Here is a 26,163-nt window from a genome sequence, read left to right on the forward strand (position 1 = left end):
GATTACACATGCCCCTTGATCCGCAAGCAAAAACAGTTTTGGATTTTTTGTCTCAAGGTCCGTCATTGGAAACATTGCCGCTCGAGGAGGCGCGGGCTTCGTTTGAAAAACTGAGCGCCACCGCGCAACCCCCATTTGTTGAAAACGTCGAAGATCGGAGCATCCCCGGACCGGATGGCGACATTCCGATTCGCGTTTACAACCCCTTTAAAGAAGGGACGCACCCTGCACTGATTTTCTATCACGGGGGTGGATGGGTGGTAGGGAGCATTGAATCCCATGATTCTTTATGCCGGTCATTGGCCAACCTCGCGCAATGCATCGTCATTTCCGTAGACTACCGACTGGCGCCTGAACATAAGTTTCCGAAAGCAGTGGAAGATGCATACGCTGCCGCTGAATGGGTTGCCAATAACGGAGCATCCCTTCATGTGGATACAGATCACCTTGCAGTAGGTGGCGACAGTGCGGGCGGAAATTTAGCGACGGTAACCGCAATGATTACCAAAGAAAAAGGGGAGCCTGCCCTTTCCTACCAGGTGCTTTTTTACCCTTCCACGGGCGCGGGAATTCCAACTGAATCACAACGGGAAAATGGCGAGGGATATTTTTTAACGACAGATATGATGACCTGGTTCGCAGGACAATATTTTGAGACATTTGATGAATTGCAAAACCCTTACGCCGTTCCTTTAAAAGCGGAAGATTTAAGCGGTTTGCCGCCTGCGCTCGTGATCACGGCCGAATTCGACCCGTTGCGGGATGAAGGAAAAGCCTATGCCGATAAACTGGAAAAGGCGGGCGTGGACGTTGTGCATACGTGCTACGGCGGGATGATTCACGGCTTCGTTAGCATGGTAGCATTCATATCCAAAGGAACCGAAGCGATCGAGCAAGCTGCCGAGGCGTTGAAGGGTGCGTTTCGGAGATGATCTGAAACGAAGGATATGGTTCACGTTGTCGCACCTCTATTTCGGAGCAGCTCGACCTCCGTCTGAGGGATTACTTTGCTTCTCTTGTTCCTCTCGGAGAAGTTCGTTCTCTGTCCGAGAGGATCGCGCTGCCACCCTTCGATCGGTAGCGACAACACTTAAGATAAACAATTTCCGAGATAGAGTGCTAGTGTAGGGTAGTTGAATTATCCGATCACACCCAATAGTGAGGCAACAAATAAGATGGCATGAGCGCTAATCAAGTGAAATCCGGCGCTATCTATGTATGGAGAAGACATTATTTTACGCTTTGCCTATTTTTTTGTCCTCACCCACGCCCGGTGAGGACTAATATCCTTCTTTTTTTGATTGATCATTTATTTCAACCATTCGGCACTACTGTACTGTTTCAAAAGTTCCTTCACGGCGTTATACGGACAAAATCCTTGTTAATAGATGATTATTCCCACTCTGGCGGGACGATTTTTGCGTAATACTGAACCAAAAAATAACCGCCCTTACATCTGCAACGATTAGGGCAGTTATTGCACTCCGTGCTATTTTGTCGTTTTTTCAACTACTACTTGAGTGGAGGCTAGACTAACCTGATTGGCAATGGTGTCTCCAACTGGGCAATGAGCCTCAATAAATTCCTTGTATGCAGGTATTTTTTCTTCAGAGGCATTTGTTTCAATATGGAAGGTATATCGAATATCAGAAAAACCCGGCCGCACATCCGACTTGCAAAAAACCCATCCAGATCAATATCACCCTCTAGTTCAACCCAACCAGGAGCCGGTTAGAGACCCTTTAAACGGTTTACCCCCCGCTGTTCGGGTGCCAATTGTATGATTAGTGACCCTTCGAACGTGTTTTTAACCTCTGTTCGGGTGCTAATGACACGGTTAGTGACCCATCAACCTGGTTTTCACTGCTGTTCGGGGTCCTAACTAGTTATTGTACTCCTCCATTCGAGCGTTACATGTGGAAAACCACCGGTGCGTATGCCTAGTGGTCTGGAGCAGGGTCGGAAAAGTCCTCAGAAACGAGATCTGCGGACTCCGAGGTTGACTCAGGAGCCAGATGAGTCCTCAGGCTCGGGTTTTGGGGATTGATAATGGGTGCCGAACGGCAAATTCATCCGCTAAAATAACAAAAAAAGGAAAATTCACCATTGTATACATCTTTAATGGGGTGTATCAAAGCGCCGCGGTTGGATAAACTTTTGCCCACTATATCAATGAACCGGACGTTCGGCTTATCGGCGCAGAACCGGCAGAAGCACCTACAATGTCACAAGGTTCTCCCGCAATCATTCATGGTTATAAGTGTTTAACGCTCGTAGACGAAAACGGGGAGCCGAAGCCGACGTATTCGATCGCTGCCGGTCTCGATTACCCGGGAGTCGGACCTGAACACAGCTATTTAAAAGTAAGCGAGCGAGCCGAGTATGTGACGGTCAGCGGCGATGAAGCACTGGAAGCATTTCAAGAACTGGCTCGCGAGGAAGGGATCATTCCGGCTTTGGAAAGTGCACACGCTTTAGCAGAGACAATGAAACTTGCCAAAATCTTATCGCCGGATGATAGCATCATCGTCAACCTCTCCGGAAGAGGAGACAAAGATGTGGATCAGGTTTTTCAACTTTTAAAAGCTAAATAATCGAAAAAGCAGGGGCAAATCCCTGCTTTTTTATTTTTCACAGTACACCCTAATTTCTTGATTCACGCAAAAACTTCCGGTAACCAACAAATGCTAAAACAAACCCAACACCTGTGTAACCAAGTAATATGAGTAAGGCTATCCCTACGTTTTCCCCATCGGGTTGTCCGGGAAGCGTTGAAAGCAACGCTTGGTGCGCCCAATATTGGGGGGAGAACGTACCGATCGTTTGGATCGTTTCGGGTAACGTTTCAAACGGCATCCATAGCCCACCAAGGATGGCTCCGGCAAAAGCAATCACTTGTGTGAGTGCAAGCCCCGTGTTTTCCGTTTTGGAGAACATTGCAATAGCCACACCCCAGGATGTCACCATCATAGCCACAAAACAGGCAATGAGCAGATAGAAAAAGGGTTGATCAATGCTCATGCCATAAACAACGATTCCCAAAATCGCGAGTACTATGATTTGTCCGACAACGATAGCACCAAAAGGCAACCATTTGCCGATAAAATAACCGCCCGGCGTGAGTGGCGTGCTAGCCAGACGTGCCACAAATCCATTTTCCCGATCTTTGACAAAACTGATGACCATGGAAATGATAATAAAAACAGCAAAAAAGACGCTAAATCCCGTGATAATTTGATTGGCAACCGCTGTCTGATCCGGTGCGTCCGCAGCAAAGATGGCCATAAATCCCATAATAAATACGATCGGCAAAGCCAGGGTCCAGAACAGTAAAGCTTTGTCTTGCAGTTGTTTTCTCGTTTCTATATTTGCTACAGCCCACATATGTTCATACCTCCTATGCAGCATCCCGCAAAGCAGTGCCGGTTAATGTGAAAAATACATCTTCCAAACGTGGTTGCATCAATGATAATTGCGACGGCGTGATATTGTGTTCTTCGCAACGTCTCGCTAAATCACCGAGGAGTTGCATAGGGTTCGATGACGTGAAAAGCCACCCGCCATCTTTTTGCTGAATGACGTTCTCGGAATCTAGCCACGCTTGCGGAAGATCTCCTTTGATAAACACTGCCGGTTGTGCATAGCTGGCCAGTAAACCATCGATGCTCCCTTGTTCAACAATTTTTCCGCCATCCATAAACGCAACCTCATCGCAAAGCGCTTCAATCTCTTCCATATAATGGCTCGCATAAATAATCGTTTTTCCCTGCTGTTTTAACGTACGAATCAGTTGGAAAATATGGTGACGGGATTGGGGATCAACGCCAACGGTCGGTTCATCCATAATGACAAGATCCGGTTCATGCATAAGTGCACATCCAATATTAAGACGGCGTTTCATTCCACCTGAAAATGTCTTCACTTTTGATTTGGCACGGTTGGTTAAGCCAATCTCATTAAATACGGTTTTCACCTGCCGAGCAAGTTTCTCGCCGGTTAATCCATGAATTTTTCCATAAAAATGGAGGTTGGTGGTTGCTGATAACGTTTCTTCCACACAAATTTCCTGGGGAACATAGCCGAGAGGAGGCGAAGTCGAATCAGATACGTGAATCGATCCTTCATAATCTTTAATTACCCCCGCCAGAATTTTAATTAAAGAGGACTTCCCTGCACCATTTGGACCGACGAGCCCGTAACACACGCCTGCCGGAATTGATAAGTCAATATTTTGCAATGCCTGAATGTCTTTATAACGTTTGTTTACATTTTGGATAGTAATCATATTCATCCTCTCTTTCACTTTACCGAATCATTCATATCGGCTTCTATCTTTTTAAAATAAGCCCTAAAAGCAAACCAGAAGAACACATAGAGGGCGGTGAACATGCCAAAAGAAAGCACAATCGAGCGCAACGTAAAGGGAATCCACCCCGCCATAAAAATGGCGATGAGAAACCAAAGCATAATGGAAAGACCGAAATGGACGGCGACTTGTTTCAAAGGACTCCATTTCTCAATTTCAAAGAAGAATGAGGAAACGCCAAAATAAACCCCAAGTATCATGCTGCCCAACATATAGACCCATACTTGTGCAACGGGCACTTCAATATCCTGAACCGTGAGGATGGTCAAAGCAACAAAAGTAATCACGCAGGCAAAACCGAGACCGCCAAGACTTCTTTCTACCATTTCACGTAGCATTCGAACCACCCCCCATCACCAATTTTTCCTTTAACGGTGCCACGTATTTTCGGGATACATACTCCTTGTTGCCTGAGTCGAAATGAATACACAAATTGCCGTTAAACGCCAATTCAAAACGCTGAATATGATGAATGTTGCCGATTACCGATTTGGAAAAACGTGTAAAATCATAACCTTCAAGCAACGCTTCAACTTCATACAGTTTCATTTTCAATTCAATGTTCTGCTTCGTTGTCGTCGCGGCAAACACCTTCCTTTTTTCCGCATACACAAAGTCAATGTCATTCGGGTCGAGCACAATCGATTGCTCTTCACTAACACCGACAATGCGCCCGCTTGTTGTGTTATTCAATTGTCTGACAAGCGCCTCCAACTCGGGCGACCACTCCCTGGCCTGAATGATGACCGTCGTCTCCTCATGCTTGTCGCTAAGATCAATGTTCACATTCACTTGTTATACCCCTCTTCAGATATAGTAAAGGATCAACCGTAACGTTGTGTTAAACATAGCATAACCCGTTGCCAGAGGTGTTCAAGATGACTTGATCGGTGTACGAAATGTTTTTTTTAAATATGACAATATTACCCGTTCCGAGCTATCCTGAGCAATCTTCTGCCCGTTAACACAATTACAACACTTGTTATCCACAATATTAACATAGAACCAAACCCAACCAATGACCACCATGTATTGACCTGGTGCTGTCCCAGACTGACCTCTAGTGGAACAAAGAGCACTGTCCCAATGGCAAGCAAACAAAGAAGCGTTCCCGTAATATAGTAAGTCTTCACTTGAAAAAGATAGGCCAGAGGAAGGAAGTGAATCCCTACAATAATAGCCATAATCGGGAAAAACCAATCGAACTGTCCAATCGCATTGCACACGAAGGCAGCAATAATAATCAACACAAATTCTGCAGCAATAATAATATTAAACCACTTGTCGACATTCTTTGAGCTATGAACATTTGTATTAGACAAGTTTCGGGAACCCTTAATCAATGAAATTCCCGAGCAAAATAAAACAGTACCGATCAATATCGCCAGAATCAGTATCCAGATGGAAGCCGATTCCTGCAAACCGCCAATCCCGACATTCGCCCACACTGTTCCAAAAAAGGCCATAAACATAACCCCGGAAGCCGTCCCGCGCACATCTGCTTTAGAGACAACCGTTCGCGACACACACATCCCCCTTTCCTGCTATGCCACCAAATAATACCTTTAAAAAAAATTATTTTCCCCTTGAGGTTAACGTTACGTAAAGGTTTATAATAATTATAGTCAAGGGATGGATAATCATGAAATACACGGTAAATCAACTCGCGCACTTGTCAGGTGTAAGCGGGCGAACATTACGTTACTATGATCAAATCGGGCTGCTTAAACCCGCCAGAATCAATTCATCCGGATATCGGATTTACGGGCATAAAGAGGTAGATCTTCTTCAGCAAATCCTATTTTACCGTGAATTGGATGTCAGTCTTTCGGAAATCATGAAAATCATTAATCAGCCAACATTTGATCAAACAAAGGCTCTAAAATATCATTATAACAATCTGAAGGAAAAGCGTACCCGCCTTGACAAAATAATGGCGACTGTTGAAAGGACAATTGCCTATAAGGAAAGAGGAGCATTGATGCTTGATAAAGAAAAATTCGAAGGATTCAAGGAAAAATTAATCCAAGACAACGAGCAAAAGCACGGGAAAGAAGTCCGGGGAAAACATGGCGATGCTGCGGTAGATGCAAGCAATGAAAAGCTTAGGGAAATGTCTCGAGAGGACTACTATGCTTTCACTACGTTGGAAGAAGAAATCCATTCATTACTTCCAAAGGCATATGCAACCGGGGATCCCTCATCTGACCTAGCACAAGAACTTGCTGCCAAGCATAAAGAATGGTTGATGTATTCATGGGGAAGTTACTCCAAAGAAGCACATGCCGGATTAGCAGAAATATATGTTTCCGATGAACGTTTTACGGCTTACTATGACAAGAGCGTCAAAGGCGGAACCGCATTTTTGCGAGATGCCATTTTGGTTTATGTAAGATACTGATGTTAATAATTAATAAAATCGCTGGTATGAAATTAAATCAATATTCATTCAAATCGTTCCGTTACCGTTAAAGGAAAAAGCGAAATCATTATTCCTGTTCGGAAAAGATGCAGAGAGAACTGCTGTTGCAGCCAAAATAAACAGTATAATCTGAGTAAAAGGAGATATCCAGTGACCATTATTGCTATGAATGGTAGCCCACGATGAAGAAAATCAACTCATATCCTAAAAGTTAATTACATTTTTACAAACATGCCTGATAAAAGCACCAATGTATATTCCAACTTCTGATAAAACGTTTCCTTTGCTTCTTGTGGGAGCGCATAAAAGTTCCCCTTCTTTTCAACATTATAACTCATTTTTATTACGTTGAAGCAGAGTACAAAACCTGCGAATATATTAAAGCAGAAAAACTAGGGCAAGGTGGCTTAATTACCCGATCATGAGGACAGCGACCGAACGAGCGATTGGTTTTCGTGTTCGGTCGCCATAACCGTTTCATGGTGACCGGGGAGCCCTGCTTCGCGAGAAGACATTGGGTCATTGACGATAGCCTTTGATACCTTCACTCGGGCTGTGGCAGTTTAATCCCATCGATCACTAACCCCAGTTTGAAGTCCTAATACGGTCTTCCGGTCGTCGGTGTGATCGCTTATTTCCGACAGGCTGCACTAGTAGTCTATATCAGAAGTTCTGAAACTCCTATTCAAATATCTCCCGATTCTTTGAGGACTGATCGGGGTCAAACATTGCGTTTTGAGTCCTCAGTTGTCCGGTCTGAGGACTGATCGGGGTTAAAAACTGCATTTTGAGTCCTCAGTTGCCCGATCTGAAGACTGATCGGGGGGTTAAAAACTGCATTTTGAGTCCTCAGTTGCCCGATCTGAGGACTGATCGGGGTCAAACATTGCGTTTTGAGTCCTCAGTTGTCCGGTCTGAGGACTAATCGGGGTTAAAAACTGCATTTTGAGTCCTCAGTTGCCCGATCTGAGGACTGATCGGGGTTAAAAACTGCATTTTGAGTCCTCAGTTGCCCGGTCTGAAGACTGATCGGGGTCAAACATTGCGTTTTGAGTCCTCAGTTGCCCGGTCTGAAGACTGATCGGGGTTAAAAACTGCATTTTGAGTCCTCAGTTGCCCGATCTGAGGACTGATCGGGGTCAAAAACTGCATTTTGAGTCCTCAGTTGCCCGGTCTGAAGACTGATCGGGGTTAAAAACTGCATTTTGAGTCCTCAGTTGTCCGGTCTGAGGACTGATCGGGGTTAAAAACTGCATTTTGAGTCCTCAGTTGCTGTGGTTGATCATCGTTTGGCCGGATTTTTGTGCAGGAAAGCATTTTTGAAACGTTATACTAGGACGAGTATAAAACCCGCCCAAGTTCTTTTTTTTCGTCCTTTATTTTCACACTTCCACCACAGCATTTTTAGTTAGCTTACGCATGAGCGTAACCAACAGAATGATTAGAATGACACTCGTACTTATAGCCAACCCCACGGAAAACTGCTCAACCGGCAGAAGCCAATGAAAAAATGTCAACGTGCCAGCTGTTTCACCCCAAACATAATCATTAATGGTTATAGCGACAATACTAACAGCAATAAAACCGAAACCAAGGAGCCAATGATGGTAAAAGCCTGCACTAATGAACCAGCCAAGAAGATACCAGATCACGAATTGGAAAAAAACCATTCCCAGTGTCAATATGACAGTCTCATCCCCGGCAACCGCTGCACCGGAAAGCCATTGATCCCAACCTGTCAAAGAAAAAAGCAAACGTTCCAGTCCATACAAGCTCCCCGCAAGAAGGGTCATCACAAATCCAAGGAAGAAGAGAGTATAGGTTGCACCGAGATAATAATCTCTGCGGGTGACACCATTGGAGACAAACTCGCTCAGGAAACCGCCCATTGACAACACTCCCGTGACAAATAAGAATACTCTTGCCGGTTGCATGGCGGCATCCAATATTGTCGTTTCCATCATTCCGCTAACATTTATAGAAACAATTTGAACAGCAATGTAAATCAACAAAAATATTCCGACCACCCACATCGTCCACTGTAAAAATGTCCCGAACATCATTTTAGAAACGAGTACAGATTTATTGTTCATGCTTCTCCTCCTCTGTCAGATGGATGAATAACTCTTGCAATGCAATCGGGCTGAATTCCAAGCCAAGCGATTTTCCTTCTTTTCGCTCATCATCGGAAAAACCGTCGTAAATCATCACTGATTTTGTTCCGCCCAGTGATTGTTCGTTTAATACCTTCTTTCCGGCCGTGAATTGATCCACTCGTGACTTTTCACCGATGACCGTCGTTCCTCGATCCAGCAACGTTTCCGTATCTTCATGGAGGAGGAGCGAACCTTCTTTTATAACAAGGACTTCTTCAAACAACCCATCCATTTCTGAGATTAAATGCGTGGATAGAATGATCGTCCGCGGATGTTCCATGTAATCCTTCAACACTTCTTCGTAGAAAATTTTCCGTGCCGGCGCATCCATCCCCAAATATGCTTCATCAAAAATCGTAATTGGTGCACGACTGGCCAAACCAACGGTTACCCCTAGCGCCGATTGCATCCCGGTCGATAGTTTATTTACAGCTTCATGAAGAGGAAGTTTAAACCTTCGGACAAGCTGCGCAGCGTAGCTATGGTCAAAGAGAGGACGAAATTCGGCTATATACTCGATCCACTTCTCTACGGTTTCTGTTTCTTCCTCTAACTTCACATCACGAATGAACATAATGCTCTCCATGACACGAGCATTTTCAAAAGGCGCTTCGCCATCAACCGTAATGTTACCGCTCGACGGCTGATTAAAGGCTGCAAGCAGTGATAATAACGATGTTTTGCCCGCTCCGTTTCGACCGAGCAAACCGTATATTTTTTCACCTTCCAGTTCAAATGAAATGTCTTTTAACACGGAATGTTCGCCATACTTGAGTGAGAGTTCCTTAGCTTTAATCACAGGTCATCCCTTCCTTTCATCAATCGAACCATTTCTTGTACCTCTTCGTTGGAAATGCCAATCCTGTTTGCTTCGCGCATCATTCGCCAGACGTACTCCTCTTTAAACGCTTCTTTCCGTGCTTGTAAAAGTTGATTTCGTGCCCCTTCCGCGACAAACATTCCGACTCCTCGTTTCTTATATAGAATCCCCTCATCCACAAGTTGGTTAATCCCTTTTAAAACCGTGGAAGGATTAATCGTGTAATAATCGACAAGTTGATTGGTGGAGGGGGCCTGTTCACCTTCCTTGATCCCACCCTCCACAATTTCGTTTTCAATCATCTCCCGTATTTGTATGAAAACCGGTTGATGATCATCCAATGATTGCCACACCTACTTGCACCACCTCTCATCTATTATGGTTAGTTGGTTATGTGGTTAACCATATACCAAACAGTCTTTTTTGTCAATAAAATAAACCGCCCGAAATTCGAGCGGTGTTTAGTCTGCTAGATCTCATTCAATTTTACATTTTTATTTTTTAAAGTGGCAACGCTGTCTCGAACCTGATAGGAAGTGAAAAGTTTATCTTCATTAAATGAAAGAAATACCCCATTATCAAAATCAGTACCCGATTCTTTAAAGAAAACACCGTTTTCAACTGTTGTTTTCGTTTTGTGCTCTGTAAGATAATAGTGATCATTTTCCTCCATCGGTTCAAGAAACGCATAAACGCCCTTATCATAAGGCAATTTTTCATATGGAAACGCAACATCTTGAGGGATAAAATGAAGTTCCAAAAAAGTCATCCGCTTCATCAAAAGGTTCATAAAAGAACCATGGATCATTTCCTCCCATCGGCTTTCTGCTACATGTGCCAATACGAGCTGCGTGAACCCCGTATCCCTTGTAAATGCTTCCAAAAATTTAACCAGCCTCTGATGGTTTCTGAATTCTTTAATCTTAAATTCACTGGCTCCTAAATCTTTACTGAGCTTTTTACTCTCAGCGAAGGCAAGTTCTATTTCCGGTTGATCAAAATTATCTCTATCAGACTCGATCAAAAAAAGAACTTCAAAGTCACTGTTTAACGCTTTGGCTAGCTGTGCGCCTCTGAGTATTGTGTTTGGACTGTATAAATCAAAGTCCAGCAACACAAGAATCTTATCCTTGTTCATCAATGGAAAAACCATTTTTCATCACCCATTTCCTAATCAGGGATTGCTGAACAACTTGCAGCTATCAGCTGAAGCCGGGATGCCGCTTCCATGGCTTCGCTTTCCGCGGACGAACGGTCAAGCCTCCTCGCTAAAGGCGTGCGGGGGTGTTGACACGTCCGTTTTTCCGCTGGAGTCTCGCCATTGCAGCACCGTCCCTCCGTACGTTGCCAGAAGTGCAAAGGATTTTGCTTATAGGATGGATTTCCTTGCATCCAACTTTGACAACACCAACGGAAAATGCTTATGTGCCAGTCTTTTTCCGTTATTCAGCAGTCCCTAATTATTCACTTAATAATGCTCTTCCTTTACACGAATAACCAGAAAGGCTATAATGAACATTGTCTAACGATCGATCGGTAGGCAGACAAATTATAACCCACCTTGATTTTGTTGTAAATACCTTAATGAAAAAAAGGAGCGCATCATGGATACGAAAGAGAAAATTTTAGCAGAGAGCATGGAACTTTTTGCGATCAATGGCTATGATGGTACGTCAATGACAAAAATTGCGGAGAAGGTTGGGATTAAAAAACCTTCCTTATACGCGCATTATAAAAGCAAAGAAACGTTATTTATAGATGTAACGAAGGCAATGGCGGACAACAACGTTGACTTTGTCAGAAGATCCCTTGATGTGCAAGCGCCGAATGTAAAAACAGTGTTATATCATTCATTTAAAACGCATATTCAGGATTTGATCAGCGATGATGCGAGTAATCAGTTTTATAATCGTTTTATGCATTATCCGCCAGAAGGATTGGAAAACGAATTAACCGCTTACGTGGAACAAAGTGAGAAACAAGCAAACAGGCTTTTGGAGAATGTGATCGCTAAAGGTCAGGCGTCACAAGAAGTAACAAAGGAGCTCCATGCCAAAAGTATGGCGCATACGTATTTCTGCTTAATCGAAGGTCTTGCTGACGAAACCACCATTTATACGTCCGATGAAATAGAACGGCATGCTGAATCGGCTTGGATGGTCTTTTGGCGCGGAGTCAGGGCTTAATAAAGATACAAATCATCTTGCAAGTCAATCCCCATCATCCGACTCCTATATTTTTGATACGACGTCCAGATATCGGTCGCTTTCCAGTTTTAAATTCCTCATATTGTCATGGCGTCTCTGCATTTCTTTTAGAGACGTGGAGAATCATACCTATTTTCGAACGCTCAATCAGCCTCATCTTCTTTTTGCTCTTGAAAAATATTGACACCCATTCCCTCAAGAATTCCTATGGCCTTTTCGACAGGCAATTTAGGGAGCTTGAATTCTTCCTCGATAACGTTTCGAACCTCGAAACGATCTTTTAATGTTTGCTTCTCGACTTTTCTATTCCTATATCGGATGCTCAATACATTATTGACCAAAGATAATGAACGCTTTTGACTTAATTGCCAAATTTGACAGCGTAAAACCGATGTAAATGCACCATTGGGCTGGAAATATTTTTGTATGGCCGGTTGAAAATCATCAAATTGATAGCTTTTCTTTGTGTCAAAAGACCAATCCATATCCGTGAGTAACGTTCCATCTACATACCGGTAATATTTATACGTTCCGAATTCATCTCCCGGACGAAGTCTCACTTCAATTCCCCCATATTCCGAAACATTTCCCGGGTCTGTCTCTAATCGAATAGGTTCAAAAAAGGGTGCACCATTCCCTATATCAACATACAGTTCTTCCTTTTCACCGGGAAGTCGAACAAGCAAAGCTACATGACCTCCGCCTAAGAAAGTGTAACGGCTATGAAAGCCAAGCTGCTTTAACAATTGATGAAGGCTGCTGTTCAACATATAACATGTTCCGCCCATATGATGCTGAAATAATTGTTTAACAAACTTTTTTTCATCCTCCACAAGCTTTCTTTCCTCGTGGTATGCCTTGTAATGCAACAAAGTGCTAATATTCTCAAAAGGTATTTGGTTTAAATGTGCAGTGCTAATTTCTTTTAAATACGAATAGGAAGGTTCTCTAGCCGGCACTTGAATATATTGTAAATAATCCTTTGCCCATAGAGGTAATTGTTTTTGAGTCATTATTCTTCTCTCCCTCAATAATAAATTTTTTAGGGATTGCTGAACAACTTGCAGCTATCAACTGAAGCCGGGATGCCGCTTCCATGGCTTCGCTTTCCGCGGACGAACGGTCAAGCCTCCTCGCGCAAAACCGGCGCTGCGGGGTCTTGACGCGTCCGTTTTTCCGCTGGAGTCTCGCCATTGCAACGTCATCCCTCCGTACGTTACCAGAAGCGCAAGGGTTTGTTTATAGGATGGATTTCCTTGCATCCAGCTTCGACAACACCAACGGAAAATGCTTATGTGCCAGTCTTTTTCCGCTATTCAGCAGTCCCTATTTAAGTGTACCTTTGATTTACTTAACTTAACCTCACCAACTACTATGGTCTTTTTCTCCAGGGTTGTAACGTTCCAACAACGGTGTTCTTCTTATCATGATGAATGGCTGAAATAACACCCTTGGAAATCTCTTCATGCGTTAACCATCGTGAAACATTCTCCTCAATTTTAAATCCGAGCTGCACATCACGATATAAGCAATTTTTAGAGACAGTGATTTGTGCTTGTATCGATGAGAGATCGTGACTGCTCCCTTTAATGTGAACAAAGCGCCATTGATCCTTTTGATAATGATTCATTTCTTCAAGGATGATAGGAATAGCATCAGGCGCAACGTTATGAATCCAGGATACAACAAGATTAACGGGACCATACGTTTGAATGGTTTGTCGTAAAAAATGGCTCAACGCCTCATTATCCTTGTAATCTAATGTGACGAGCCGTAAATCACTGTTGTCATGATCCGGATATAGCTGTTCCAACCTGTGTTTGTTTCTCCCGATTACTGATATATGGTTTGTACTTTTCATCAACCATTTTGTCGCCCCTGCGAGCATTCCTGTTCCACCAAATACAATGGCATGTTTCATAACGATCCTCCTATCGCCGTTTTCACAACGCGTTGACATATTCAATGTCTCTTTGTTTACTTTTAAACTTTTGAAAGGTGATCTATCTTTACTGTACGGCTTTTCATGTTCAGTTGCCTCGTACGACAGTCTAAATATTCCATACAAAAAAGGCCTTATCATCGATAAGACCTTTTCTACGACCATTGTCGTACGTTATGTTTCAAAAATATTACGGCTCCTCACCAAAATCTATCGTTGATATTAGTGAATAATGATGGTAATAACTCTAGCCTAGCAAAGGAAAAACAAGGAGACACCTGTGGGAAAGCGCAGTGTTTTTTCGTAGCGGTTACCATCGTTATCATTACACCTATTTCCAACCATAGATTTTAGTGTTGATCCCTATTTTGTTTGAGAGAAATGCTAAGTCTTTCTCATAATCATCAACAAAAACAGCTGCTACCTCACGAGATACATCTCTTTGATTTGCAGCTAATTGCGCAATTTCAATTCTTTTTTGTTTCTCCATTTTAAAACACCTCTCTAAATTATTTTAGGAATTTTGACAATCAAAGACCGCGCACATTTATTCCGTTGCGTTTTATTGTTACTATCCCCACTATGCTAATTCCATTACAAAATCTCATTCGCCTTTATGACGTTTGAATAGAAACGTCGCGATGATCATTGACACAATCAATAATCCACCAAACCAAGCAATCATCAACCAATGATTATGACCAATTGGAGTTCCGAGCAAAAGGCCGCGCAATGTCTCTATCAGCGGAGTCATCGGCTGGTTTTCAGCGAATGCATGGAGCCATGAAGGCATAGTTTCGGTTGGTACAAAGGCACTGCTCAAATAAGGCAGAAACAACATAGGAAATGTAAGAGCGTTAGCTGCTTCTACACTTTTTACGAGTAAACCAAAAACAACAAATACCCAGCTAATGGATAACATGAAAAGGGTCAAGACCCCAATCACACCAAGCCATTCCAGCCACCCCGCATCTGGCTGAAAACCAATAAGCAAGGCAACGAGAATGGCCACTGTCGTCGCGATCACATTGCGAACGAATCCTCCGATAACATGGCCAACCATTAATGAAGATGGGAGAAGCGGCATGCTGCGGAAACGCTCAAATAAGCCACCGACCATGTCCTGTGTAACACTAACCGCGATGATCGAACTCCCAAAACCGACACATGTGATGATTACCCCGGGGACAACGTAATTCACATAATCGGTCCCCGTCTGAATCGCTCCTCCGAAAACATAGACAAACATAATCATGATGGCTACTGGTAATCCGATCGCCATCACCAGTGACTCTGCTTCTCGGAAAATATGCTTTAAGCTACGTTTGGACATCGTCCATCCGTCTAAAATGGCCCAATACCACTTCGATTCACTCACTGACAACAACCCCTTTCTTATCATCACTTGTTATATCCATAAACACATCGTCCAGTGTCGGATGACGGAAGGTAAAAGATGCTGGATCTGTGCCGTATTCATGCAATGTGTTCAACAGCCCGCGCATATTCTCCGGTGAACCTTCCGTTGTAACGGTAATACTCATTTCATTTACGTCCATTTGCGCATCCAAAAGATCCCGAGCTTTACGACACGATGGCAAATCATAAAAAGTGAATGCCACCTTTTCTTCTCCGACCATGCGTTTCAACTCCTCAGCCGTGCCCTCTTCGACAATTTTACCTCCACTGATCACGGCAATCTTGTCTGCAAGCTGATCGGCCTCTTCCAAATATTGCGTTGTTAAAAAAATGGTTACGCCGCTCTCCGCAAGCCGCTGAATCATGTGCCACATATTCTTCCGACTGCGTGGGTCCAGTCCGGTTGTCGGCTCATCAAGGAAAATGACCTCCGGGTCCGCAATCAGACTGATGGCGATGTCAAGCCTGCGGCGCATTCCGCCGGAATAGGATTGTGCACGTTTTTTAGCTGCATCTTGCAAATCAAATTGTTGTAACAGTTCTGCTGTGCGCTTTTTTACTGTCTTGCGGTCCAGGTGATTTAATCGCCCCATCATGATCAGATTTTCTTCACCTGTTAATAATCCATCTACTGCTGCGTACTGACCGGTTAAACTAATCATTTTTTTTACAGAAGCGGATTCACGATCTGTATCGTAACCGCCAATGGTTGCAATACCCCCATCTGCTTTCATCAAGGTTGATAAAATACGAACCATGGTGGTTTTTCCCGCTCCATTCTCTCCAAGTAGCGCAAAAATAGAGCCCTTGGTCACTTCAAAATCGATGCCATCCAAAACCATTTTCTTCCCATAGCTTTTTTTAATATTTTTCGCTGAAATAACAGGATCGGGCATAAAATCGTCCCCTTTTATATATTGATTGATTAATTCAGTCAAATAAAATGAGAATAAACCTCTTAAATTCGATTGACTAATTCAATTAATATAAGTGTTAAGTGAAAATAAAGTTGTTTACTTTTGATGATGAGATGCCGCATTGTTCCGTTCAAAAATGCGGCTATTTCTAAAAAATAGTTCTTTACTTTTCATATTCGTCCAGCTATTGCATACGAAATTTGTTATAAAAAAATTGTTTAATCATCCTCCACAATCGCGACCGTTTGTATAATGTAATAGTCTTAATCCATTATCGGTGTTCCATTATAATCATCTTTATTAAAAAGGCTATTACTATTTTCAGATTAGGCGTTTTGAACCGTTCCCCCATATTAAGTTTTATCCTCATCAATCCTTGTATGGAAGCGAAATAGTAAACAGTCATTTCCGAAGCACGCTTCTTTCGCTATTTGAGAACACCGTCTTAAAGCCATCGTCTCAGAGGCTACGGTGATGGCTTATCTTCGCAAATTTATTTTTCGCATGTTTGCCCTACAGCCGCATTTATCCATAACCAAAATAATTCAAATGAAGAAGGAAATACCTGATTCTGACGATGATTGGCTGGCTTCTTAAGCTTGATGACTTTTGACTGTCCAGTTATTTATTGGTTGTGTTAAACTTAGCAATTTCATGAAATGCCTCTTTAGGCTCCCAATAGCCACTTTCATATGGTTTTTCAGAATTAGGCGGGTAAACCTTTACAATACTATATCCAGCCATATCTAAATCATATCGTGTATCCGGAGAGTAAGGATGATAAGGCTGAATAAAATCATATATGAATGCGCCGTAGATATTTTCTGATTTGTAAATTTTGAGAAGGTCAATAATATAATTCGCTTGTACTCTCTCGCTTCTTTTAACATTTCCTTTAATTTGGGGAATTGAAGTACTCCAATCTATAATTTCATGACTTTCTGGCCCCTTTTTATCCGCACCTTCGTAGGTGGCACATCCAAATTCAAAAATAACAATCGGTTTATTTTGTCGATGAAACTTCCTGAGGGTTTTAACATATCTTGATTCATTGTAAGGTACTTTGTAAAGATTCAAACCAACTACATCGAACTCTTTCCAATTAACACGTTCCCAGAGTGCTGCTCCGTAACTTATCTTACCCTTGAATTTCTCCCGAACTACTTTACATGCTTTACTAAGATAATCGTTCAATTTTTTGTTATACCATGGAAGTAGCCACCACATCGTACTCAGCTTCGATGCCCTCTCGGCGTAATTATTTCCTGGTATCATACCGGAAGAAAAAATTGAAAGTTCACAGCCTAGGTTTAGATCGATTCTCTTGTATTTCTTTCGCAATTGTTCGGTCGCCCGTGCGACTTCCGACAAATGTGCTAATGTTTCTTCTTGATTTCCCTCTACCAGTCGAGGCTGAAGCCATACGTGAAGACCATTCTCTAAGGCAGTCTTTGCACATGCTATCAATCTATCCACATCCGTACCATAAATTTGGATTGAAGTACAATGCAACTGGTCGCGTATCGCGCGGATTTCTTGTTCCATTAACCTCTCTAGCCATTCACGAGTCAGAGAATCCGGGCTGAAATTGGTCCCCGTATCATAATTTACTCCCTTTTGCATCAATGCTCTTTGATTTTTCATTTATATCTCCTTTACATACAAACCAGCCTCAACCTTAGATCTTGCCCTTCAGATTGAGTTTCAACAGTAATGTGTATGAGTTTGATCACCTTCATTCACTTATTGCTATGACATAGGTTGATCCATTGAAGCAAATGACGCCCCTCAAAGGAAGAAATTGCTTGTTCCAATCGTTTTTCAAGCGATTGATCTGATCCCTCAGTTAAATGGTCCAGCAATTGTTTTCCAACAGCTTTCTTACCGTAACTTTTTTTAATACTTTTTACTGAATAACGGAATCTGTCATAAAATCGTCTCATTTCAAATATAGATTGAACAAATCAGTCAATGACGCTTCAAAAAATATAATTGATTTGATTGATTAAATCAGTCGATATAAGATTAAAGGTATTCTGCCGATATGTCAATGTTTTTTTGAGAAAAATATTTAACGAACCGAGATCATCCGTGAAAGGATTTCAACTTTCCATTCCGTGTTTTCTTTCCAGAATGACGGGTCATCCGCCATAATACCTGATAAAACAGTTAAATAAACGCCCAGCAGCTCTTCAGCATCTCCTTGAATGATCTCTCCGGATTTCTGTCCTTCAAGAAATATAGGGTATAATGCTTCTATGTATAACTGCCCTGTATTGTTTACGAGTTCACTTATATGAGCTGGTAAACCATCCGCTACAGTTAAATGTTGCATAATCCGAAAAACTGATTGAGTTACCCACCTATCGCTTTCTGAAAATGCGAATTGGGTAAACGCCTTGATTTTTTCCAAGGGGCTTTTCCCGCTTTCATTCAGATCATTAAACACTTGTGCTACTCTATTTTCTTCCGTCCCCCATTCTATACTCTCATACAGTATTTCATCTTTTGAATCAAAATAATGATAGACCAATCCATGACTCACTTTTGCTTCTTTTGCAATCATGCTTATTTTCGTGAGTTTAACCCCATTATCCGCAAACACTTTTAAAGCGGCTCGCATAATTTGTTCTTTTCGCTCCCTCTTTTTCTGGTCTAATTGTTCCTCATTTAACGGTGCCATAATATCCTCCCTTATATTTTGATTGAATCATTCAGTCTTTTTAAGAGTAGGACTTATTCAAAATAGAGTCAAGTCATGTCATTTGCACGGAAGTATCCGGGTATACAACTTCCTCAGACTTCTACTCACCCGAAAGGTGATTTAAAGTTCACAACCGATATTGGAAATGTTAGACAAAGGTTTCACCGTTTGCATTAAAGCTGACAAATCTATGACAAGCCTATTAAGAGTCAAATTCGAAATGTTATATTATGTGTATGGAGAAACCTTTAGTATCTATTTAATTTAAGGAGTTGTGTTTTCTGTGAATAAATTATTAATGATTCTTGGCAGCTCAGTCATGCTACTTGCTGCTTGTGGCGGAGAAGAAGCAACGGATGAAGGAGATGAAACTGAAGAAGATCAAGAATTTACATTGGAAGAACTCGGAGAATATGATGGGCAAGATGGAAACGATGCTTATGTAGCGGTTGATGGAGTCGTTTACGACGTTACAGATGTTGCAGAATGGGACGGTGGAGAACACGCCCCCGCTGGTGGATTAGAGGCTGGTGAGGACCACACAGAAGAAATTGAAGAAGCTCCACATGGGACTGATGTATTAGAAGACTTACCAACTGTCGGTACACTTGAAGAATAATAGGAATGAGTTGCGAAGTTTAACCCTTTGGATAAGATGATGCCAAAGGTTTTTTTATGGAATGTTCCACAGTTATGCCCTTTGTATTATGAATTCAACGAGAAATGACTATTCAAGAAAAGAGGCACACGTTTATGAAAGAACATCCTTTACGCAAAATTCCTTTATTTCTGTGATATAATAGGGGCAAATGGAACGGAGGAGTAAAATGCGTTGGCAGGAAGTAAAAAAACGATTCCCAAATGAATGGGTTGTCCTGGAAGTAATAAAAGCGCACTCAGAAAATGGATATAGGTATATTGAAGACGTAGTAATTATAGATAGATTCGAAAATTCCTTAGAAGCAATGAATCGATATGAGGAATTACGAAAAGATCAACCACAACGAGAATATTGTTTTTTCCATACTTCCAGACAAAATTTAGTGGCTCGCGAAAGGTATGCAGGGATTCGAGGCTCAAGATGAAAATTAACATTCAGTATGGACTTCCATTTGTCGAACTTGAAGTAACATTTCGTGGAAAGACATTGAGATTAGATAACGTATTATTGGACACTGGATCCGCAGGAACAATTTTCAATGCAAATGTTGTAGAAAATATAGGCGTTGTACCTGAAAAAAATGATATTGTTGATACAATTAGAGGCGTTGGCGGTGTAGAATACGTTTACGTAAAGAATTTTAATTTGATACAGCTCGAGGAAATTAGCCAAAGAGACTTCGAAGTTGAAATTGGAAATATGGATTATGGGATGAAAATGGATGGTATCTTAGGATTTGATTTTATCAGTTCGGCAAAGCTTGTTGTTGATACGAATAAAATGCTAGTTTATACGTCGAAATAATATGGGCCTATGTTAAGATTAGCCTTTTTATTGAGGAAAGCTGGATAGTATAAATTGTCAAATAATAAATGAAATTAAATCTAAAACAACACATCTAATATCAGGGGGACAACTATTTCCTTAAACGGAGCGCGTTTGTGGAATGAAAAGATGTTTGGAAACAACTTTATTTGTATTGAACAGGAGCTCGAAAAAAGTAGATCACCATAAGCGATCGGTGGTTGCGCCACTACTGCTGAGTACAATGCGTGCATTAGGAATGTGCAAAAAGTGCTCCTTTAAAAGGAGTGAACAGCACCTATTCCTTCTATATACTTGGCACAAAAGAATTTATAACTTGCTACAAAGCCGTTTCTTAACCTTTTTTGGCTCCTGATTGATCTTAGCAATAAAAGATTGGACGGCTTCGCGAATCTGTTCAACAGTCTCATAGAATACATTGTAGATCACTGATTTTTTCAGCCAGCCCCACAGACCTTCGATTAAATTCAATTGTGGGCTGTATGGCGGGAGAAACATGAGTTGTAGTTGATGGGAATGTTCCTCTAAAAATGGCTGAATAAGCTTCGCATGATGAATCTTGGAATTGTCTAGAATCATGACGATTTTTTGATTGGGATACTTCTTGAGCACACTTTTTAAAAATGACAAAAACACTTTTGCGTCATAACGTTCTTCTTCGACACAAAACGTTTCTCCAGTTGCATAATCCAGCGTCCCCAGTAACTTGACGCCTCGGTGTTTCCCATAAGTTGGGATAATCTTCTGTTGTCCTTTTGGAAACCAAGTATTGGCTAGTGCTTGATAATCTCGAATCATGCTTTCATCTTGGAACAGAATTCGATCAATTTCGCCATTCTTCATTTTTTTTAGCCGTTTCAAAGTCTTGTTTGAAGGCTTCTTGTTTTTCCGGATCCGCTTTTTTCAATGTGTAGGTTGGCTTTGTGTAACTAAAACCAAGGCGGTGTAGCAAGGCGCGCACACCGCGATCTGAATAATTGATATCAAACGTTTTTTCGATCCAATCTCAAATCAAGAATCTGTCCAATTCATTTCAGGTGGGAAACCAACATCGGCGGGCTTTTTTTCTACAATGAGCTGATATAATTCCTGTTCTTGGTCATCCGTCAATAATCTAGGGCGACCAGGCGAGTGACCAGGGATCAATCCTTCTAATCCATCTTTCCTGTATGCACGAACGTAGCTGCAGACGGTTTGCTCGGTGCAGTGGATCATTTCGCCAATCTCTTTGTAGGTACGCCCTTTTAAGTACATCAATATCGCTTGGTATCGCCTAAATATGCGAAGGTCTCTTGGTTTCTTCTTCATAAGATCATGTATAGCGCCCTTGATTTCTTGAATCGATGGATCCCGGTCTTCGTTTTGGATTTTGACTTTTATCATTAGGAATCCGCCCCTTTATAATTATTTTCCTTACTTACTGGACAGTGAAAACTTCTGAGCACTATGAAGCCAACCAATCATCGTCAAAATCGGACGAATGACGCTTTTCTTGAATTATTTGCGTTAAGGGTAGATGCGGATTTCGGGCAAACATGAAAAAAATCGACCGGCGCAAATAAGCCATAACTGTAGCCTCGGAGACGATGGCCTTGGACGGTGTCCGCAAATAACGGAAAAACAAACGCGGAACACGATGAGAATAGCGCACCGCAATGATTTGTAACAGACCCATCGCAATACAGTTGCACATGACGAATCCTTCGATGGCTTTGATCGTCAGACGGATGTTCTCCTTGTCCTTCACGTGTTCTAGCGGGTGGGATTCTCCCTTTTTCAGATAACGCTGCAGTTTGGGCATAGATTTACTCCAGAACCGATAGCCAAAGCTACCGATGGCCTGCTTCATTTCACGGAACGTACATTCAATCTTGAACCGGTGCCCATACAGTTGGATGATGTCCGTAGCCGCAAGCGTCCGGTCGGTGCTCACCAAAATAGCCAAACGCCCGTTATGTTTAACCAAGACAAAACGCAGTTCCTGATAGAGCCCTTGCCCCCATAGCAAATCCAGGCAGAGATATTGGACCGTCTCTTCCTTGCCATACATGATGACGGTGGTGGCTTGAAATTCGGACGCGCGGGTTTGAAACAGATCGTACAACTTGACGCGATCGCCTTTCTTCCGCGGACGACCCCGGCCTTTTTTCCGGACGGGGCGTTCATAGGCCACCACATTTGATTTGGCTTGCGTCACGATATGCATATGAGCGTCTCCTGACTGATTGCACTGATTCAATCGTTTCAGCGCAGGCGTGGTCAGAAAATATCGATCCAACAACAGCAGTGCTTGTTTGAACGTGTTTGCAGCCGCAAAACCTTGATCGATCATCTGCACGACATGAGACGCCTGCCGCTCTGGTGAGGCATCGTCCCAGCCAAAAATCGTCTTCACGCCATCTTGCAGATTCATGACCAACGGCAAACAGAACCATTTCTTCGGGGTTCCCATGAGAACGCCGACGGCACCAAACAAATGGCCAAAGATGTACGCGGCTTTAGAGGAATTTTCGGAATCCTGATGGCGTTTTTTGACGCCGGGCATCCGTTCAGCTTCCTTGGACTGCTTCATCCCATCGCCGATAAGCACCACCTTCCCTTTGACATAGGAGAGCGGGGCCACACGTTTAACCACCTGTAGCCATGTTCTGCGAAGGGATTCCAGCGACCACGCGGAGGAACGAAAGAAATGGATCAACGTTTCGTAGCGACGAACAGGCAACCCGAGATCGCGCATGATAGAGGTAACCCCCAAATGATCCGAACGCATCATCATGCCTATAATAATGACGACAAACCAATGGAAAGTAGCAACACGGTTAAAGCAGGGACGAAATGACGCCAAAATGGTATCGATAAATTTTAGCATAAATATGGACAATCGCTGTGAAATCGGATACAATGTTTCGTATAACCCTTTCAGCGATTGGTCTCCTTTCTTGGAATGTTTGGATACCATTTCGCTAAAAAGGGTTATTTTTCCTGCTTTTACGCTAGAATTTTTTTATGCAGTTATGCAAGAACTTTTGACTGTCCAGAATAGTTATAAATTGTTTAATAAATAGATACTTGATCAGCTTGTTCTGTTCACGCAACTTAATAAGCAAAAGAGGGGGCATCCGCCCCCCTCTTTTGCTTCTTTTTCTTAACAGGTATCCAAATTTCCGTTATATCGTTGATTCCTCTAACAAATTCAGGATCTTCAGCTAGTTCATAACCAGATGTAGGGAACCACTCGGTATACACTCGCTCCCATGTCGTTAATAATGCCTCTGGCATTTCCCCTTTTGCTTCAAATACCGCCCATGTATGGGAAGAAATCTGCAATTGTTCAAATTCTTCGGGACATGACTTCGTCGTCGCTGTAGCTATATAGTAATCGATGTCTCCGTCCTCTTTAGTCAATGAAACATGTAATATGCCTGAAAACGAGGTATTGTCGTATGGCTTTACATTTTCCTCGATCTCTTCGAGATGCTCCCACATTTTCGGATTAAATTCAGTTTCACTAGACGCTACTGTTTCTTTCTTCCCTACGACGGTAAAAGCTTCTTTTTCAACAAATCTGTAGTTCATTTCTACATCTCCCTTAATCGCAATTTGGAAGGTCATTCGAGGATAAGCTTTTAATGGAACATCCGAATTTTTGGCAGAACTAGGCGTTACTTCGTGGAGCGTTTGAAATGCCCGTGAAAATGAATCGGGTGAATGGTAACCATACTTAACAGCGACATCAATCACTCTCATATTGACTTCTTTTAAATCAAAAGCCGCTAAGGTCAAACGTCTTCTACGAACATATACCGTCAAGGGTATACCGGCTATGAACGAAAACATTCGTTTAAAATGATGTTCAGAAAAGCAAGCGATCTTTGCAATCTCTTCATAGTTAATCTCATCATCCAAATTGTTTTCAATATAATCTAGGGCTGCGTTCATATTTTCAAGCAAATCCATTCGATTAACCTCCCTTCGCTTTTAAGAATAACAAGTTAATCACTCAATCATCCGATAAAATCTGTTCAGATTTGTTGGGTGAGCCAGAAAAGCATTACTCCGAAAAATGGCCTTTGTTTCTTTATTTCGTATACCATCAGTTTGCTGTTCGTTTTGATCTTTAGTTGTTTTTTATAATAACCATTCACTGTGTATCAGATTGCCTTTAATGCAACCTTTTAGCTTTTGGTTTATTTTAAATACCAAGGTTTATTCAATTCCGAATTTGCATAGCAGGCTAGTTTCTCATACGCCATTATACCGGCTTGGTTTTATCAATCTTGCCTCTTTTCCGCCATTTACGTTTCTCTTTGATCGAAAAATAGGAAATCAGCGGTGTGATCACAATCGCTGGTGTGAACCATAACCAAATAGGCGCTTCATCAAGGGCAAACATTTGCGGTGCCCCAAATACAACAAACGCCGTTACCGTCGCAATCCCGCAGCTGAGCATACCGGACAGGTGTTCAACGACCCAACTCTTTCGAAAACGGGGCTGTCGCCACCAGTATGTCAATTGAGATAACGCCAGAAAAACGCCCAGCAATGGAAACCAGGTTAGCAAAGAATCAGCAACCATAAAACCGTAAACACTCATGATTATTGCGCTCATGAAAAGAACGGCCGGAATCAACCAATCGATTCCATGTCGGTGTTTCCCTCTATGATTTTTAAATCTCAGCACCCGTAATCCGTACATTGCCGTGGAAAAACTTAATATCGCAATAAAAATCAAAAAGATGGAAAAAGAAAATTGTTCAATTGTCACCGTAGGATCAAACCAGATTCTGTATAAAGCCAGATGTACGGAAGTTCCACTGATGATGAACATACTGATCGTAAAGATCCAACCGGTAAAACGGTGGCGCCTGCTGCCCTTTCGAAAAAATAACGGCATCCATAACGTAAATAAAGCCACGAAACCCGCTACAACATGAATAATCAACGAAAATGAAAACATCAAAGCCCCCCTCTTTCTAAACATTCAATCGTATCCACACACCAGTCAATGGCTGCTGACGTGGTTTTAATGCCATAATTCAACGTGAACACCCAATAATCGACATCGGCTTTCTCACTTTCATACGCATAGAGTCCTGTTTTTATATTCTGATAGACCTCTCGTTGTGCTTTTAATCGTTCCTCATAATGCTGCAAATGTTGAATCGTCACCGACGTAGGCAAATGACGTGCAAAGAACAGTTTCGCGAGCAGTTCATTACGTTGGGTGGCCAATTCCTCCACAGGTGCACGAAGCCACTTATTAAGTTCTTCCCTTCCCAACTCTGTGAGGTGGTATTCCTTGCGATTCGGCGTTCCTTCCTGTTGTATATCATGCGCTTTTGCTAATCCTTCCTGTACGATTTTTTTCAACGTTGGATAGATCTGTCCGTAACTTAGTTTCCAAAAATGAGAAAAACTTTGATCCATCAGCTTCTTTATTTCATATCCCGTACGACAATCCGTTGTTAAAATTCCTAAAATAATGTACTTGGGTTCCGTTTTCATTTTGATCACCTATATCTTTTAGATATATATTATTATGATATATGAGAAATGTCAACTCTCCATCCAAAAAGATGAGGTATTCCCTGTAAGCCTGCGAGCTGGATACCGCCGTTGTTCGGTATAGCGTGTTTCAGAAGGCACAGTTTTACTCCACACCACTCACCCCATCGTTGGATGGCTGATTAGTTTCCATTTACAAGAAACACAAAGAAAAAATAA

At 42.2% G+C, this 26,163-nt stretch carries 29 protein-coding genes and 2 pseudogenes; 7 read left to right on the forward strand and 24 right to left on the reverse strand.

Features of this window, described 5'->3' with window-relative positions; all coding sequences use genetic code 11:
- Positions 1–8: 8 nt before the first annotated feature.
- On the forward strand, positions 9–932 hold the full coding sequence (locus HUG20_RS13500) for an alpha/beta hydrolase (protein ID WP_200085175.1): 924 nt from the start codon (positions 9–11) through the stop codon (positions 930–932).
- A gap of 557 nt (positions 933–1,489) precedes the next feature.
- Here HUG20_RS13500 and HUG20_RS20105 read toward each other — a convergent pair.
- Positions 1,490–1,666, reverse strand: coding sequence for an OsmC family protein (locus HUG20_RS20105; protein ID WP_484593352.1), 177 nt, complete (start codon positions 1,664–1,666; stop codon positions 1,490–1,492).
- Positions 1,667–2,156: 490 nt separating this feature from the next.
- Between HUG20_RS20105 and HUG20_RS13510 the strand changes: the two are divergent.
- Positions 2,157–2,594, forward strand: a pseudogene (locus HUG20_RS13510) (pyridoxal-phosphate dependent enzyme); the annotation flags it as partial.
- Positions 2,595–2,643: 49 nt separating this feature from the next.
- Here the strand turns inward: HUG20_RS13510 and HUG20_RS13515 are convergent.
- The 5 genes from HUG20_RS13515 to HUG20_RS13535 all read right to left on the reverse strand — a co-directional run bounded on the left by HUG20_RS13515 (position 2,644) and on the right by HUG20_RS13535 (position 5,898).
- A complete protein-coding gene (locus HUG20_RS13515; RefSeq protein WP_200085176.1) occupies positions 2,644–3,384 on the reverse strand; it encodes an ABC transporter permease in 741 nt (246 codons plus the stop codon).
- Positions 3,385–3,397: 13 nt separating this feature from the next.
- Complete coding sequence (locus HUG20_RS13520) at positions 3,398–4,285, reverse strand: ABC transporter ATP-binding protein (RefSeq protein ID WP_200085177.1); 888 nt, start codon at positions 4,283–4,285, stop codon at positions 3,398–3,400.
- A 14-nt stretch (positions 4,286–4,299) separates the two neighbouring features.
- Positions 4,300–4,704, reverse strand: coding sequence for a DUF3021 domain-containing protein (locus HUG20_RS13525; protein ID WP_200085178.1), 405 nt, complete (start codon positions 4,702–4,704; stop codon positions 4,300–4,302).
- On the reverse strand, positions 4,694–5,158 hold the full coding sequence (locus HUG20_RS13530) for a LytTR family DNA-binding domain-containing protein (protein WP_200085179.1): 465 nt from the start codon (positions 5,156–5,158) through the stop codon (positions 4,694–4,696). The genes HUG20_RS13525 and HUG20_RS13530 overlap by 11 nt, the downstream gene beginning before the upstream one ends.
- Before the next feature lie 131 nt (positions 5,159–5,289).
- On the reverse strand, positions 5,290–5,898 hold the full coding sequence (locus tag HUG20_RS13535) for a DUF7010 family protein (RefSeq protein ID WP_200085180.1): 609 nt from the start codon (positions 5,896–5,898) through the stop codon (positions 5,290–5,292).
- A 110-nt stretch (positions 5,899–6,008) separates the two neighbouring features.
- On the opposite strand from HUG20_RS13535, the gene HUG20_RS13540 reads away from it, so the two are divergent.
- Complete coding sequence (locus HUG20_RS13540) at positions 6,009–6,767, forward strand: MerR family transcriptional regulator (protein ID WP_200085181.1); 759 nt, start codon at positions 6,009–6,011, stop codon at positions 6,765–6,767.
- Between the two features lie 1,403 nt (positions 6,768–8,170).
- On the opposite strand, the gene HUG20_RS13545 is transcribed toward HUG20_RS13540, so the two are convergent.
- From HUG20_RS13545 to HUG20_RS13565, 5 genes are all read right to left on the reverse strand, one after another.
- Positions 8,171–8,881: a hypothetical protein gene (locus tag HUG20_RS13545; protein ID WP_200085182.1), complete on the reverse strand. Its 711-nt coding sequence runs from the start codon at positions 8,879–8,881 to the stop codon at positions 8,171–8,173.
- Complete coding sequence (locus HUG20_RS13550) at positions 8,871–9,743, reverse strand: ATP-binding cassette domain-containing protein (RefSeq protein WP_200085183.1); 873 nt, start codon at positions 9,741–9,743, stop codon at positions 8,871–8,873. Before HUG20_RS13550 ends, HUG20_RS13545 begins: the two co-directional genes overlap by 11 nt.
- Complete coding sequence (locus HUG20_RS13555; protein WP_246476415.1) at positions 9,740–10,117, reverse strand: GntR family transcriptional regulator; 378 nt, start codon at positions 10,115–10,117, stop codon at positions 9,740–9,742. The genes HUG20_RS13550 and HUG20_RS13555 overlap by 4 nt, the downstream gene beginning before the upstream one ends.
- Positions 10,118–10,233: 116 nt before the next feature.
- Positions 10,234–10,917 carry an adenine nucleotide alpha hydrolase family protein gene (locus tag HUG20_RS13560; RefSeq protein ID WP_200085184.1) on the reverse strand — a complete coding sequence of 228 codons (684 nt, stop codon included), beginning with the start codon at positions 10,915–10,917 and terminating at the stop codon, positions 10,234–10,236.
- A gap of 17 nt (positions 10,918–10,934) precedes the next feature.
- A complete protein-coding gene (locus tag HUG20_RS13565) occupies positions 10,935–11,156 on the reverse strand; it encodes a hypothetical protein (protein ID WP_200085185.1) in 222 nt (73 codons plus the stop codon).
- 212 nt (positions 11,157–11,368) lie between these two features.
- Here HUG20_RS13565 and HUG20_RS13570 point away from each other — a divergent pair, with 212 nt between their 5' ends.
- Complete coding sequence (locus tag HUG20_RS13570) at positions 11,369–11,950, forward strand: TetR/AcrR family transcriptional regulator (RefSeq protein ID WP_200085186.1); 582 nt, start codon at positions 11,369–11,371, stop codon at positions 11,948–11,950.
- A 164-nt stretch (positions 11,951–12,114) separates the two neighbouring features.
- On the opposite strand, the gene HUG20_RS13575 is transcribed toward HUG20_RS13570, so the two are convergent.
- From HUG20_RS13575 to HUG20_RS13610, 8 genes are all read right to left on the reverse strand, one after another.
- On the reverse strand, positions 12,115–12,984 hold the full coding sequence (locus HUG20_RS13575; protein ID WP_200085187.1) for an arylamine N-acetyltransferase: 870 nt from the start codon (positions 12,982–12,984) through the stop codon (positions 12,115–12,117).
- A 57-nt stretch (positions 12,985–13,041) separates the two neighbouring features.
- A complete protein-coding gene (locus tag HUG20_RS13580; protein ID WP_200085188.1) occupies positions 13,042–13,233 on the reverse strand; it encodes a hypothetical protein in 192 nt (63 codons plus the stop codon).
- A 110-nt stretch (positions 13,234–13,343) separates the two neighbouring features.
- Positions 13,344–13,892 carry a Rossmann-fold NAD(P)-binding domain-containing protein gene (locus HUG20_RS13585; RefSeq protein WP_200085189.1) on the reverse strand — a complete coding sequence of 183 codons (549 nt, stop codon included), beginning with the start codon at positions 13,890–13,892 and terminating at the stop codon, positions 13,344–13,346.
- A gap of 352 nt (positions 13,893–14,244) precedes the next feature.
- Positions 14,245–14,403: a hypothetical protein gene (locus HUG20_RS13590; RefSeq protein WP_200085190.1), complete on the reverse strand. Its 159-nt coding sequence runs from the start codon at positions 14,401–14,403 to the stop codon at positions 14,245–14,247.
- Between the two features lie 114 nt (positions 14,404–14,517).
- Positions 14,518–15,291, reverse strand: coding sequence for an ABC transporter permease (locus HUG20_RS13595; RefSeq protein ID WP_200085191.1), 774 nt, complete (start codon positions 15,289–15,291; stop codon positions 14,518–14,520).
- The gene (locus HUG20_RS13600; protein WP_200085192.1) at positions 15,284–16,228 is read right to left on the reverse strand and encodes an ATP-binding cassette domain-containing protein; all 945 of its coding nucleotides are present in this window, start codon (positions 16,226–16,228) and stop codon (positions 15,284–15,286) included. The genes HUG20_RS13595 and HUG20_RS13600 overlap by 8 nt, the downstream gene beginning before the upstream one ends.
- 642 nt (positions 16,229–16,870) lie before the next feature.
- Entirely contained in the window at positions 16,871–17,893 is a 1,023-nt protein-coding gene (locus HUG20_RS13605) for a glycoside hydrolase family 113 protein (protein WP_200085193.1), read from the reverse strand.
- Positions 17,894–18,320: 427 nt separating this feature from the next.
- On the reverse strand, positions 18,321–18,932 hold the full coding sequence (locus HUG20_RS13610) for a TetR/AcrR family transcriptional regulator (protein WP_200085194.1): 612 nt from the start codon (positions 18,930–18,932) through the stop codon (positions 18,321–18,323).
- Between the two features lie 304 nt (positions 18,933–19,236).
- On the opposite strand from HUG20_RS13610, the gene HUG20_RS13615 reads away from it, so the two are divergent.
- From HUG20_RS13615 to HUG20_RS13625, 3 genes are all read left to right on the forward strand, one after another.
- Positions 19,237–19,572: a cytochrome b5 domain-containing protein gene (locus tag HUG20_RS13615; protein ID WP_246476416.1), complete on the forward strand. Its 336-nt coding sequence runs from the start codon at positions 19,237–19,239 to the stop codon at positions 19,570–19,572.
- 208 nt (positions 19,573–19,780) lie between these two features.
- The gene (locus tag HUG20_RS13620; RefSeq protein WP_200085195.1) at positions 19,781–20,038 is read left to right on the forward strand and encodes a hypothetical protein; all 258 of its coding nucleotides are present in this window, start codon (positions 19,781–19,783) and stop codon (positions 20,036–20,038) included.
- Complete coding sequence (locus HUG20_RS13625) at positions 20,035–20,418, forward strand: retropepsin-like aspartic protease (protein WP_200085196.1); 384 nt, start codon at positions 20,035–20,037, stop codon at positions 20,416–20,418. The genes HUG20_RS13620 and HUG20_RS13625 overlap by 4 nt, the downstream gene beginning before the upstream one ends.
- Before the next feature lie 330 nt (positions 20,419–20,748).
- Here the strand turns inward: HUG20_RS13625 and HUG20_RS13630 are convergent.
- From HUG20_RS13630 to HUG20_RS13650, 5 genes and pseudogenes are all read right to left on the reverse strand, one after another.
- Positions 20,749–21,747: pseudogene (locus HUG20_RS13630) on the reverse strand (IS630 family transposase).
- A gap of 136 nt (positions 21,748–21,883) precedes the next feature.
- Positions 21,884–23,398, reverse strand: coding sequence for a transposase (locus HUG20_RS13635; RefSeq protein ID WP_343073182.1), 1,515 nt, complete (start codon positions 23,396–23,398; stop codon positions 21,884–21,886).
- A 137-nt stretch (positions 23,399–23,535) separates the two neighbouring features.
- Complete coding sequence (locus HUG20_RS13640; protein WP_200085197.1) at positions 23,536–24,396, reverse strand: AraC family transcriptional regulator; 861 nt, start codon at positions 24,394–24,396, stop codon at positions 23,536–23,538.
- A gap of 295 nt (positions 24,397–24,691) precedes the next feature.
- Entirely contained in the window at positions 24,692–25,396 is a 705-nt protein-coding gene (locus tag HUG20_RS13645; RefSeq protein WP_200085198.1) for a DUF2306 domain-containing protein, read from the reverse strand.
- Entirely contained in the window at positions 25,396–25,944 is a 549-nt protein-coding gene (locus tag HUG20_RS13650; protein ID WP_200085199.1) for a PadR family transcriptional regulator, read from the reverse strand. The genes HUG20_RS13645 and HUG20_RS13650 overlap by 1 nt, the downstream gene beginning before the upstream one ends.
- Between the last annotated feature and the right edge of the window lie 219 nt (positions 25,945–26,163).

Source organism: Salicibibacter cibi, assembly GCF_016495865.1.
Lineage (GTDB): Bacteria > Bacillota > Bacilli > Bacillales > Marinococcaceae > Salicibibacter > Salicibibacter cibi.

Bases quoted from the DNA above. Each gene is read 5' to 3' on its own strand.
- HUG20_RS13500 (WP_200085175.1), top strand. From the start codon at position 9: ATGCCCCTTGATCCGCAAGCAAAAACAGTTTTGGATTTTTTGTCTCAA.
- HUG20_RS13515 (WP_200085176.1), bottom strand. From the start codon at position 3,384: ATGTGGGCTGTAGCAAATATAGAAACGAGAAAACAACTGCAAGACAAA.
- HUG20_RS13520 (WP_200085177.1), bottom strand. From the start codon at position 4,285: ATGATTACTATCCAAAATGTAAACAAACGTTATAAAGACATTCAGGCA.
- HUG20_RS13525 (WP_200085178.1), bottom strand. From the start codon at position 4,704: ATGCTACGTGAAATGGTAGAAAGAAGTCTTGGCGGTCTCGGTTTTGCC.
- HUG20_RS13535 (WP_200085180.1), bottom strand. From the start codon at position 5,898: ATGTGTGTGTCGCGAACGGTTGTCTCTAAAGCAGATGTGCGCGGGACG.
- HUG20_RS13540 (WP_200085181.1), top strand. From the start codon at position 6,009: ATGAAATACACGGTAAATCAACTCGCGCACTTGTCAGGTGTAAGCGGG.
- HUG20_RS13545 (WP_200085182.1), bottom strand. From the start codon at position 8,881: ATGAACAATAAATCTGTACTCGTTTCTAAAATGATGTTCGGGACATTT.
- HUG20_RS13560 (WP_200085184.1), bottom strand. From the start codon at position 10,917: ATGGTTTTTCCATTGATGAACAAGGATAAGATTCTTGTGTTGCTGGAC.
- HUG20_RS13565 (WP_200085185.1), bottom strand. From the start codon at position 11,156: ATGCAAGGAAATCCATCCTATAAGCAAAATCCTTTGCACTTCTGGCAA.
- HUG20_RS13570 (WP_200085186.1), top strand. From the start codon at position 11,369: ATGGATACGAAAGAGAAAATTTTAGCAGAGAGCATGGAACTTTTTGCG.
- HUG20_RS13575 (WP_200085187.1), bottom strand. From the start codon at position 12,984: ATGACTCAAAAACAATTACCTCTATGGGCAAAGGATTATTTACAATAT.
- HUG20_RS13580 (WP_200085188.1), bottom strand. From the start codon at position 13,233: ATGCAAGGAAATCCATCCTATAAACAAACCCTTGCGCTTCTGGTAACG.
- HUG20_RS13585 (WP_200085189.1), bottom strand. From the start codon at position 13,892: ATGAAACATGCCATTGTATTTGGTGGAACAGGAATGCTCGCAGGGGCG.
- HUG20_RS13590 (WP_200085190.1), bottom strand. From the start codon at position 14,403: ATGGAGAAACAAAAAAGAATTGAAATTGCGCAATTAGCTGCAAATCAA.
- HUG20_RS13600 (WP_200085192.1), bottom strand. From the start codon at position 16,228: ATGCCCGATCCTGTTATTTCAGCGAAAAATATTAAAAAAAGCTATGGG.
- HUG20_RS13605 (WP_200085193.1), bottom strand. From the start codon at position 17,893: ATGAAAAATCAAAGAGCATTGATGCAAAAGGGAGTAAATTATGATACG.
- HUG20_RS13610 (WP_200085194.1), bottom strand. From the start codon at position 18,932: ATGGCACCGTTAAATGAGGAACAATTAGACCAGAAAAAGAGGGAGCGA.
- HUG20_RS13620 (WP_200085195.1), top strand. From the start codon at position 19,781: ATGCGTTGGCAGGAAGTAAAAAAACGATTCCCAAATGAATGGGTTGTC.
- HUG20_RS13625 (WP_200085196.1), top strand. From the start codon at position 20,035: ATGAAAATTAACATTCAGTATGGACTTCCATTTGTCGAACTTGAAGTA.
- HUG20_RS13635 (WP_343073182.1), bottom strand. From the start codon at position 23,398: ATGGTATCCAAACATTCCAAGAAAGGAGACCAATCGCTGAAAGGGTTA.
- HUG20_RS13640 (WP_200085197.1), bottom strand. From the start codon at position 24,396: ATGGATTTGCTTGAAAATATGAACGCAGCCCTAGATTATATTGAAAAC.
- HUG20_RS13645 (WP_200085198.1), bottom strand. From the start codon at position 25,396: ATGTTTTCATTTTCGTTGATTATTCATGTTGTAGCGGGTTTCGTGGCT.
- HUG20_RS13650 (WP_200085199.1), bottom strand. From the start codon at position 25,944: ATGAAAACGGAACCCAAGTACATTATTTTAGGAATTTTAACAACGGAT.